Here is an 11,015-nt window from a genome sequence, read left to right as displayed (position 1 = left end):
GGCGGTCGGCACCTAGCGGGTGACCGACTCCAGCCCCATCAGGCCCTGCCTGATCGAAAGGTCCCGCGCGGACATCGACATCTTGCCTCTCCTTACTGATGGCGGCCTAAAAGGCAGCCGGATTGCCGGACGCTACGTCCAGCCCCAGGCCGTGCCAGATGCGGCGCACTTCGTCGCGCTCGGCGAGAAAGCCATCGGCCGGCACCTTGCCCGGCTGCTTCTGCAAGACCAGACGGTGCAGCGCGGCGCGGTAGGCCTTGTAGGCCTCGCGCAGGGCGATGGCGTCCGTGGCCGGTAACAGACCGACCGCTTCGAGGGATTCCAGGAGGCGGATGTTGTCGGGAAAACGCAGCAATTCGGGGTGCTGCCACGACCAGGCCAGAACGGCGTATTGGACCATAAATTCGATATCGACGATACCGCCGGCATCCTGCTTGAGGTCGAACCGCTGTTCCGGCCGGCGCGCGTTCGGCCCCAGTCCGCCACCAGTCACCGCGGTACCGAGGTTGTCGAGCATCTTGTCGCGCATGCCGGCCACGTCGGCCTGCAGGGTCGCCAGCTCCCGCGGCTGCGCGAGGATGCGTGCCCGCACCTCGTCGAAGCGTTCGCCCAGCCGCGGGCAACCCGCCACCACCCGCGCCCGCACCAGGGCCTGGTGCTCCCAGGTCCAGGCCTCGCTCTGCTGGTAGCGTTCGAAGGCCTCCAGCGAACTCACCAGCAGCCCCGCCGCGCCGGACGGCCGCAGGCGCATGTCCACCTCGTAGAGAGTGCCCACCGGGGTGGTGGTGGTGAGCAGATGGATGATGCGCTGGCCGAGCCTGTTGAAGAACTGGGCGCCATCCATGGGCTTGGCGCCATCGGTCTCGGCCAGGGGATCGGCATCGTGGATGAACACCAGGTCGAGGTCCGAGCCGTGGCCGAGTTCGATGCCACCGACCTTGCCGTAGCCGACGATGACGAAATCCGGCTGGCAGGGCGAGCCGTCGCGTCGCTGCGGCGTGCCATGGCGCTGCACCAGCTGCCGCCAGGCCAGGCCGAACACCTCTTCGAGGATCACCTCGGCCAGCCAGGTGAGGTAGTCGCTGACCTTCATCAAGGGCAGGCTGCCGACGATCTCCGCCGCCGCGACCCTCAGGCTGTGGGCGCGCTTGAAGTGGCGCAGCACGTCCATCTGCTGCTCGAGGTCTTCCTCCGGCAGGCGCATCAGTCGCTCGCGCAACTCGGCGGCCAGCTCCGGCTTCTGCGGCGGGTTGTAGAGCCGGCCTTCGTTGAGCAACTCGTCGAGCAGCGCCGGATAGCGGGCGATCTGCTCGGCCACCCAGGCGCTGGCGCCACAGAGTTCCAGCAGCCGCGCCAGGGCCGGCGGATTCTCGCTGAGCAGCACCAGGTAGGCGGAGCGCCGCGCCACCGCCTCCACCAGCGGCAGCACCCGCTCCAGCGCCCGGTCGGGCTGCTCGTCGACGCTCACCGCATCCAGCAGGCGCGGCATGAAGGCGTCCAGCCGCTCGCGGCCGGCGCGCTGCATGGCCCGTACCTGGCCACTGGCGCGCAGCTGCGCGAGCAATTCCAGCGCCTGCTCCGGCGCCTGGAAACCCGCCTCGCGCAGGCGCGCCAGGCTTTCCTCGGGATCGAGCAGGTCTTCCCAGAGCGGCAGCCAGCTGTCTTCCAGCTCGGCGCTCTGGGCCTCCTCTTCGGGATCGGCGATGGTCTGCTGGAAGTGCCAATCGACCCGCGTACGCCAGCCGTCGAGGGCCGTATAGAAGGCATCCCAATCGGCATAGCCCATCAGGAAGGCCACCCGCGCCCGGTTCTGGGGGTCCACCGGCAGGGTCTGGGTCTGCTGGTCGGCGATGGCCTGCAAGGCATGTTCGACATAGCGCAGGAAGCTATAGCCCTCGCGCAATTCGGTCTCGGCCGACGCCGGCAGGTAGCCACGCTCGCGCAGGCTGGGCAAGACCTGGAGCAGTGGGCGCTGCTGCAGCGCCGGATCCCGTCCACCATGGATCAGCTGGTAGGCCTGGGCGATGAACTCCACCTCGCGGATGCCGCCCGCGCCCAGCTTGACGTTGTCGGTCATGCCGCGCCGGCGCACCTCCTGGCGGATCAGCTGCTTCATGCTGCGCAGGGCTTCGATGGCGGAGAAGTCCAGGTAGCGCCGATAGACGAAGGGCCGCAGCAGGGTCAGCAGCTCGGCGCCACTGGCCTGGTCACCGCCGACCACCCGTGCCTTGATCATGGCGTAGCGCTCCCAGTCGCGGCCCTGGTCCTGGTAATAGAGCTCCATGGCGGCGAAGCTGAGCACCAGGGCGCCAGCGCTGCCATAGGGCCGCAGGCGCATGTCGACGCGAAAGACGAAGCCGTCCACGGTGACGGCGTCCAGCGCCTTGATCAGCCGCTGGCCGAGCCGGGTGAAGAATTCCTGGTTGTCCTGCTCGCGCCGCGCACCACGGGTCTCCCCCGCCTCGCCATAGGCGAAGATCAGGTCGATGTCGGAGGACAGGTTCAATTCGCCCGCCCCCAGCTTGCCCATGCCCAGCACCACCAGTTGCTGCGGCTGGCCGCTGTGGCGGCCGGTCGGCACGCCGAACTGGGCACACTGCTGGGCATACAGCCAGGCGCAGGCCTGGTCGATGCAGGCATCGGCCAGGTCGCTGAGGTCGCGACAGGTTTCCAGCAGGTCGGCCCGCCGGGTCAGGTCGCGCCAGACGATGCGCACCTGCTGCAGCATGCGGAAGCGCCGCAGTCGCCGCCCCAGCTCGGCCTCGTCCGGGCAGTCGACGAGCGCCTCGCGCAACCGCTGCGCCATCTCGCCCGGCGCCAGTGCCCGCTCCAGATCGCCCGCGGCGACCAGCGCCAGGCAGGGTTCGGGCAGGCGGCAGAATTGCTCGACGACGAAATCGCTGAGGGCCGCCACCCGCCGCCAGTCGGCCTGTTGCGCCGCGGACCACTGGGCGCGCCGCGCGGCCGCTTCCGGCACCCCGGCGAGCGCCTCGACCAGGCGGCGCTCGGCAAGGTCGGCACAGGCGACGAGAGTAGGAGGCAGATCGGAGCGTAGAGGCGGTATCATGGGCAGTCCTGCACAAAGACCGTCGAACGTCGCCACCCCTGCCGCGCAGCCGATTCGAGGGACATTCCGACGGACCACCCGGTCCGAGCGGGAACCGTTTTTCCGTCCGCGGTTCGGAGTTCGCGAGCCCTGGAGTAGGGCGTTCGACAAACGTCGAATTGTTTTTTATCCATTTCAGCTCGGAGCTGAAACGGAATTGAATTTGTAGTAAAACTACACGCCGATCGGAACCGTCCGGTCATAAATCCAAGAATTTTCGCTGCCCCCAAGAGGCCGGCGGCGACCCTGAGGCGACCGATTCTGGAAGCCTTTCCGCCCTGGAGCAAGCCATGCAAGATCTCGATCCCGTCGAAACCCAGGAATGGCTGGACGCCCTGGAGTCCGTCCTCGACCACGAAGGCGAGGAGCGCGTTCATTATCTGATGACCCGCATGGGCGAACTGGCCACCCGCAGTGGTACCCAGCTGCCCTACTCCATCACTACGCCCTATCGCAACACCATTCCAGTGACCAGGGAAGCCCACATGCCGGGCGACCTGTTCATGGAGCGGCGCATCCGCTCGCTGGTCCGCTGGAACGCCCTGGCGATGGTCATGCGCGCCAACCTCAAGGATCCGGATCTGGGTGGCCACATCTCCACCTTCGCCTCCAGCGCCACCCTTTATGACATCGGCTTCAACTATTTCTGGAAGGCGCCCAACGAAGAGCACGGCGGCGACCTGATCTACTACCAGGGCCATGCCTCCCCCGGCGTCTACGCCCGTGCCTTCCTGGAAGGCCGCCTCTCCGAAGACCAGATGAACAATTTCCGCCAGGAAGTGGACGGCAAGGGCCTGTCGAGCTACCCGCACCCGCACCTGATGCCGGACTTCTGGCAGTTCCCCACCGTCTCCATGGGCCTGGGCCCCATCACCGCCATCTACCAGGCACGCTTCATGAAGTACCTGGAGAACCGCGGCTACATCCCCGCCGGCAAGCAGAAGGTCTGGTGCTTCATCGGCGACGGCGAGTGCGACGAGCCGGAAACCCTGGGTGCCATCTCCCTGGCCGGCCGCGAGAACCTCGACAACCTGATCTTCGTCATCAACTGCAACCTGCAGCGCCTCGACGGCCCGGTCCGCGGCAATGGCAAGATCGTCCAGGAACTGGAAGGCATCTTCCGCGGCGCCGACTGGAACGTCACCAAGGTCCTCTGGGGCCGCATGTGGGACCCGCTGTTCGCCCGCGACACCGAAGGCCGCATGCAGCAGCGCATGGACGCCGTGGTCGATGGTGAATACCAGAACTACAAGGCGAAAGACGGTGCCTATGTGCGCAAGCACTTCTTCGGCGCCAATCCCGAGCTGCTGAAGATGGTCGAGGACCTGTCCGACGACGAGATCTGGAAGCTCAACCGTGGCGGTCACGACCCCTACAAGGTCTATGCGGCCTACCACCAGGCGGTCAACCACAAGGGCCAGCCCACCGTCATCCTGGCCAAGACCATCAAGGGTTACGGTACCGGTGCCGGCGAAGCCAAGAACACCGCGCACAACACCAAGAAGGTCGATGTGGACTCGCTGAAGAAATTCCGCGATCGCTTCGACATCCCGCTGAACGATTCCCAGCTCAGCGAGCTGCCCTTCTACCGTCCGGCCGACGACAGCGCCGAGATGAAGTACCTGATGGGTCGCCGCGAAGCCCTGGGCGGTCACCTGCCCCAGCGTCGCGCCCGCAGCATCAGCATCCCCACGCCACCGCTGGACACCCTGAAGGCCGTACTGGACGGCTCCGGCGATCGCGAGATCTCCACCACCATGGCCTTCGGCCGGATCCTGTCGCAACTGGTCAAGGACAAGGACCTGGGCAAGCGCATCGTGCCCATCCTCGCCGACGAGGCCCGCACCTTCGGCATGGAAGGCATGTTCCGCCAGCTGGGCATCTACTCGCCCCACGGCCAGCTCTATGAGCCGGTCGACCGCGACCAGGTGATGTACTACCGCGAAGAGAAGGACGGCCAGATCCTCCAGGAAGGCCTCAACGAGGCCGGCGCCATGTCCTCCTTCATCGCCGCCGGTACCGCCTACAGCAACTACAACCAGCCCATGCTGCCGGTCTACATCTTCTATTCGATGTTCGGCTTCCAGCGCATCGGCGACCTGGCCTGGGCGGCGGGCGATGCCCAGACCCGTGGCTTCCTGCTCGGCGGGACCTCCGGTCGTACCACCCTGAACGGTGAAGGCCTGCAGCACGAGGACGGTCACAGCCATATCCTGGCCGGCACCATCCCCAACTGCCGCAGCTACGATCCCACCTATGCCTACGAGCTGGCGGTGATCATGCGCGAGGGCATCCATCAGATGATGGAACTGCAGCAGAGCGTCTTCTACTACATCACCGTGATGAACGAGAACTACCAGCAGCCAGCCATGCCGGAGGGTGTCGAAGACGGCATCATCAAGGGCATGTACCTGCTGGAAGAAGAAAAGGGCGACTTCAAGCACCGCGTCCAGCTGCTGGGCTCGGGCACCATCCTCAACGAGGTCCGCGCTGCCGCTGGCCTGCTGCGCGAGATGGGTGTCGGCGCCGATATCTGGAGCGTCACCAGCTTCAACGAACTGCGCCGCGAAGGCCTGGCCGTGGATCGCTGGAACCGCCTGCACCCGCTGGAAGAGCGCCGCCTGACCTACGTCGAGCAGTGCCTGGGCGAGCGCCAGGGTCCGGTCATCGCCTCCACCGACTACATGAAGCTGTTCGCCGATCAGATCCGCCAGTGGGTCCCCACCGAATTCCAGGTGCTGGGTACCGACGGCTTCGGTCGCAGCGACAGCCGCAAGAAGCTGCGTGATCACTTCGAGGTCGACCGCCGCTGGGTAGCCGTCGCCGCTCTGCAGGCGCTGGCCAACCAAGGCAAGCTGGAACGCAAGGTCGTGGCCGACGCCATCACCAAGTTCGGCATCGACACCGAGAAGCGCAATCCCCTGGATTGCTGATGCGGCACACGGATAAGAGGAAACAATTGTGAGCGAGACCATCCGCGTACCCGACATCGGCAGTGGCGACGGCGAAGTCATCGAGCTGCTGGTGAAGGTCGGCGATACCGTCGAGGCCGAGCAGAGCCTGGTGGTGCTGGAGTCCGACAAGGCCAGCATGGAGATCCCGGCCCCCAAGGCCGGCAAGATCGCCGCCCTGCACATCAAGGTCGGCGACACCCTCAAGACCGGTGATCTGCTGATCGACCTGGAAGGCGAGGACGCCGCCACCGGCAGCGAACCCGCCGCCGAACCCAAGGCCGAGTCCAAGCAGACCCAGGTCGAGGAAAGCGAAACCCCGACGCCGGCCGGCGACGAGGACGCCTCGGCGTCCGCCGGCGAAGGCGAAGCCCAGGAGATCCATGTCCCCGACATCGGCTCCAGCGGCAAGGCCAGCATCATCGAGGTGGCGGTCAAGCCCGGCGACACCATCGCCGCCGAGCAGACGCTGATCACCCTGGAATCCGACAAGGCCAGCATGGAAATCCCCTCCCCCGCCGCTGGCGTGGTGGAGAGCGTTTCCATCAAGGTCGGCGACGAAGTGGGCACCGGCGATCTGATCCTGGTGCTCAAGGGCGCCGCCAACGCCAAGCCGAGCAAGAGCGTGGAGTCCAAGGCCGGCGACAAGCCCGCCAAGGAAGCCGCCGAGCCCGAGCTGCACGAGGCAGCCGCCGCCGAGCCGGCCGGTGAGTCGGTCGAGGAAATCAAGGTCCCCGACATCGGTTCCACCGGCAGTGCCAACGTCATCGAGGTGCTGGTCAAGGCCGGTGACCAGGTCAAGGCCGAGCAGTCGCTGATCGTGCTGGAGTCCGACAAGGCCAGCATGGAAATCCCGGCGCCCAAAGCGGGCGTGGTGGAGAGCGTCGCCATCAAGGTCAACGACCAGGCCAAGACCGGCGATCTGATCCTGACCCTGAAGGTGGCCGGTGCCGCACCCAAGCAGGCCGCCAAGCCGGCTGCCGGCAACGCTGCCAGCGCCCCGGTGCCGGCGAAGCAAGCCGAGGCTCCGGCCAAGGCCGCCGCTCCCGCCAGCGCGCCTGCCGCCGGCAAGGGCAAGAAGGTCCATGCCGGCCCGGCCGTGCGTATGGTCGCCCGCGAGTTCGGCGTCGATCTGGGCGAGGTCACTCCGACCGGTCCCAAGGGCCGTATCCTCAAGGAAGACGTCCAGACCTACGTCAAGGATCAGCTGCAGAAGAGCAAGGCGGCTCCGGCCGCGGCTGCGGGTGCCACCGGTGGCGCCGGCATCCCGCCGATCCCCACCGTGGACTTCAGCAAGTTCGGCGAGATCGAAGAGGTGCCGATGACGCGCCTCATGCAGGTCGGTGCCAACAACCTGCATCGCAGCTGGCTGAACGTGCCCCACGTCACCCAGTTCGACCAGTCCGACGTGACCGATCTGGAAGCCTTCCGCGTTGGCCAGAAAGCCGTGGCGGAAAAGGCCGGCGTCAAGCTGACCATCCTGCCGTTCCTGCTCAAGGCCTGTGCCCATGTGCTCAAGGAGCTGCCGGACTTCAACGCCTCCCTGGCCCCCAGCGGCAAGGCGGTGATCCGCAAGAAGTACGTGAACATCGGCTTCGCCGTGGACACCCCGGACGGCCTGCTGGTCCCGGTCATCCGCAACGTCGACCAGAAGAGCCTCCTGCAACTCGCCGCCGAAGCCGCCCAGCTGGCGGAAAAGGCCCGGACCAAGAAGCTCAGCGGTGACGACATGCAGGGCGCCTGCTTCACCATCTCCAGCCTGGGTCACATCGGCGGCACCGGCTTCACGCCGATCGTCAATGCCCCGGAAGTGGCGATCCTCGGCGTGTCCAAGGCCAGCATGCAGCCGGTCTGGGACGGCAAGGCCTTCCAGCCGCGCCTGATGCTGCCGCTGTCGCTGTCCTATGATCACCGTGTGATCAACGGGGCTGCCGCGGCGCGCTTCACCAAGCGCCTGGGCGATCTGCTGGCCGAGATCCGCGGCCTGCTGCTGTAACACGCCACGCGGCGGTGACCGGACCTGGTCACCGTCCTCCGGTGTAGAGCAGAAACCCCGCCTTGGCGGGGTTTCTGCTGCCAGCTCCACCGAAAGACCGAGGAAAAAGGTAGGATGGGTGCTCGGCCTTCGCCCTTGCACCCGTCGGGTCTCATCGGGCACCCTTGGCAGCCATCCCAGCGTGCTGGCGAGGCGGAGAGGAAAAAGGATTAATGATTTGTCTGTCCTTTCCGATAACCCTAGGACCTCTTTCCGTCTTCACAAGGACGCGGACCCTCGCATGAGTATTCATTCCGATGCTGCCGATGCCGCGGTAGCCGATCAGGCGGGCGCTCTCAAAGCGCCTGCCCGATTGGGCCTGCTGCGCTTCGAACGTCTGAATGAAGCCTCCTGGGCGATGCTCTACCTCGACTCCCGCTGCGAGACCAGCCTCGGCCTGCCCGCCCAGGCGCTGTGCTCCCTCATCGATGCCCCTTACGCCAGCCTGATGGAACCCAGTGTCCGTCACCGCCTGCACGAGGACATCCAGCTGCAGCTCGCCGAACATGGCAGCTATCAGGTGCGTTACCTCTTCCATTCCCCCGGCGCGCCTTGCCAGGTCATCGAGGTGGGCGAGAGTCTGCAGCGCCATGGCCGCCCGCTGCTGCAGGGCTACCTGCTGCGGGTCTTGAACGACGATGCCCTGGCCGGCGAATGGGAAGCCCACAACCTGGCCCTGCGCTCGACGCTCTCGCTGCTGCAGGACAGCCAGGACCATAGCCAGCAACGCCTGGCGATGGCCCAGGCGCGGCAGAGCCTGCTGCTCGAACTGGCCCGCCTGGCGCTGCGCCAGGCACCGGTCGACGACGAACTGGTGGAGCTGCTGCGCACCCAGGGACCCGCCGCCTTCGCCGTCGACCAGCTGAGTCTGTGGCGCTACGAAGGCAATGGCCTGGTCACCCTGTGCAAGGAGGAGCGCCTGCCCTCGCTGTGCAGCAATCACCGCCGCCGCCTCCGCGAGGAAGGGGTGATCGAGGATGCCAGCCAGGTGTTGCAGCCGCTCCACACCGGCGGCGGGACGGCGCTGGACGTGGCCCTGGTCCATGACGGCCAGCTGACCGGCCTGCTCTGCCTGAGACGCGACCGGGCGGCCACCTGGGAAGCCGAGGACGTCGCCTTCGCCCGCAGCCTGGCGGAGTGTCTGGCGACCCTGTTACACCAGGCGAACAGCGTGCCGGAGATCGCCCATCCGCTGACCCGGGTGATGGAGGCCAGCAGCGATGCCTTCCTGCTGCTGGACGCCAGCGGCCGCCTGGAGCACGCCACGGACAGTTTCGCGCGGATCACCGGCTATCCCATCGGCAAGCTCCAGGGCATGTTGATCGAATCCCTGCCGGCGCTGGAGAACTGGAGCGAGCTACTCTACGAAGGCTGGCAGCGCCTGGCCCACCAGGACAGCTGGCAGGGCGAGTTGCGCTGCTATCGTCGCGACGGTGAGACCTACTGGGGCCAGTTGTCGATCTCCAAGATCCAGCAGCCCAACGGTGACCTCCAGGGTTATCTCGGGATCTTCCAGGACACCAGCAAGACCCGCTTCGCCCAGCAGCACAACGACGAGATGGTGTTCCGCGACAGCCTCACCGGGCTGGCCAACCGCAGCCATTTCATCGCCCGCCTGGAGGCGCGCCTGGAGCAGTCGAATCCCAGCCGGGAACACTCGCTGCTGCTGGTGGACGTGGACAACTTCAAGCGCGTCAACGACAGCCTGGGCCACCGCATCGGTGACCAGTTGCTGGTCGGCCTGGCGCGTCGCCTGCGCAGCGCCCTGGGCAAGGGGGCGCTGATCGCCCGCATCGCCAGCAACGAATTCGCCGTGCTGCTCGAGGGCATGGACGCGGTGTCTGCCGCCAGCCTGGCCCGCGACACCCTGGTGGCCCTGGACCCGCCGCTCTACGTGGAAGGTCACCCGACCCTGATCAGTTGCTCGATCGGCCTGACCACCGCACGGCCGCACGAGACCGATCCCCAGACCCTGATCAAGCACGCCGGCCTCGCCCTGCACCGCGCCAAGGCCACGGGCGGCCACCAGGTCCAGGTGTTCACCGAGGCGCTGATCGCCGAGGCCAGCAACAAGCTGTTCGTGCAGAACAACCTGCGCCGGGCGCTAGAGCAGAACGAGCTGCTGGTGCACTACCAGCCCAAGGTCTGCCTGCGCCGGGCCAAGCTGCTCGGCCTGGAGGCCCTAATCCGCTGGCAGCATCCGGAAAAGGGCATGATCCGCCCCGACCAGTTCATCAGCATCGCCGAGGAAACCGGGCTCATCGTGCCCATCGGCAAATGGATCATCCGCGAGGTCTGCCGCCAGTTGCACCGCCTCGCCGCCGCGGGTTTCGCCGATCTGCAGATCGCCATCAACCTGTCGCCCAAGCAATTCACCGATCCCGATCTGGTGCAGTCCTTCGTCACCATCCTTGACGAGGAAGGCATCGCCCCCGAGCGCCTGGAACTGGAGCTCACCGAGAGCCTGCTGCTGGATGCCACCGACGCCACCCGCAACACCCTCGAAGCCCTCAAGCGCCTGGGCATGAGCCTGGCGATGGACGACTTCGGCACCGGCTATTCGTCGCTCAGCTACTTGAAAAAATTCCCCATCGACATCATCAAGATCGACAGGAGTTTCATCAAGGACATCCCGGACAACCAGGACGACATGGAAATCACCTCCGCGGTGATCGCCATGGCCCATAACCTGCGGCTGCAGGTGGTTGCCGAGGGCATAGAAACGACCGAACAGCTGGCTTTCCTGCGCCATCATCGCTGCGATATCGGCCAGGGCTATCTGTTCGACAAGCCCATTCCGGCCGACCAGCTCGACGCCGCCCTGGCGCGCTACCTGCAGGCGCGCTGAGCCGCCGAGCGGTGCCGACCCGGCCACGGCGATTTTGCGTACACTGAGTCTTTCGCCTGACCTTTTCCAACGAGG

At 66.4% G+C, this 11,015-nt stretch carries 4 protein-coding genes; 3 read left to right on the top strand and 1 reads right to left on the bottom strand.

Going from position 1 to position 11,015, the window contains the following annotated elements:
* Nucleotides 1–106 precede the first annotated feature (106 nt).
* On the bottom strand, nucleotides 107–3,067 hold the full coding sequence (gene glnE, locus FSV73_RS11840; protein WP_145007934.1) for a bifunctional [glutamate--ammonia ligase]-adenylyl-L-tyrosine phosphorylase/[glutamate--ammonia-ligase] adenylyltransferase: 2,961 nt from the start codon (nucleotides 3,065–3,067) through the stop codon (nucleotides 107–109).
* Nucleotides 3,068–3,396: 329 nt separating this feature from the next.
* Here glnE and aceE point away from each other — a divergent pair, with 329 nt between their 5' ends.
* From aceE to FSV73_RS11825, 3 genes are all read left to right on the top strand, one after another.
* Entirely contained in the window at nucleotides 3,397–6,039 is a 2,643-nt protein-coding gene (gene aceE / locus FSV73_RS11835; RefSeq protein ID WP_145007932.1) for a pyruvate dehydrogenase (acetyl-transferring), homodimeric type, read from the top strand.
* Nucleotides 6,040–6,067: 28 nt separating this feature from the next.
* Nucleotides 6,068–8,053, top strand: a complete 1,986-nt coding sequence (aceF, locus tag FSV73_RS11830) for a dihydrolipoyllysine-residue acetyltransferase (protein WP_145007930.1) — start codon at nucleotides 6,068–6,070, stop codon at nucleotides 8,051–8,053.
* 280 nt (nucleotides 8,054–8,333) lie between these two features.
* On the top strand, nucleotides 8,334–10,940 hold the full coding sequence (locus FSV73_RS11825) for a putative bifunctional diguanylate cyclase/phosphodiesterase (RefSeq protein WP_145007928.1): 2,607 nt from the start codon (nucleotides 8,334–8,336) through the stop codon (nucleotides 10,938–10,940).
* Nucleotides 10,941–11,015 lie beyond the last annotated feature (75 nt).

It is taken from the genome of Pseudomonas oryzihabitans (assembly GCF_007665395.1).
In the GTDB taxonomy this organism is placed as follows: domain Bacteria; phylum Pseudomonadota; class Gammaproteobacteria; order Pseudomonadales; family Pseudomonadaceae; genus Chryseomonas; species Chryseomonas psychrotolerans_C.
Note: the sequence above shows the minus strand (reverse complement) of the source record. Positions and strands in the feature narration are given on the sequence as shown.

What these genes read in the sequence shown, in the direction of transcription:
- glnE (WP_145007934.1), bottom strand. Translation starts at nt 3,067, where the DNA reads ATGATACCGCCTCTACGCTCCGATCTGCCTCCTACTCTCGTCGCCTGT.
- aceE (WP_145007932.1), top strand. Translation starts at nt 3,397, where the DNA reads ATGCAAGATCTCGATCCCGTCGAAACCCAGGAATGGCTGGACGCCCTG.
- FSV73_RS11825 (WP_145007928.1), top strand. Translation starts at nt 8,334, where the DNA reads ATGAGTATTCATTCCGATGCTGCCGATGCCGCGGTAGCCGATCAGGCG.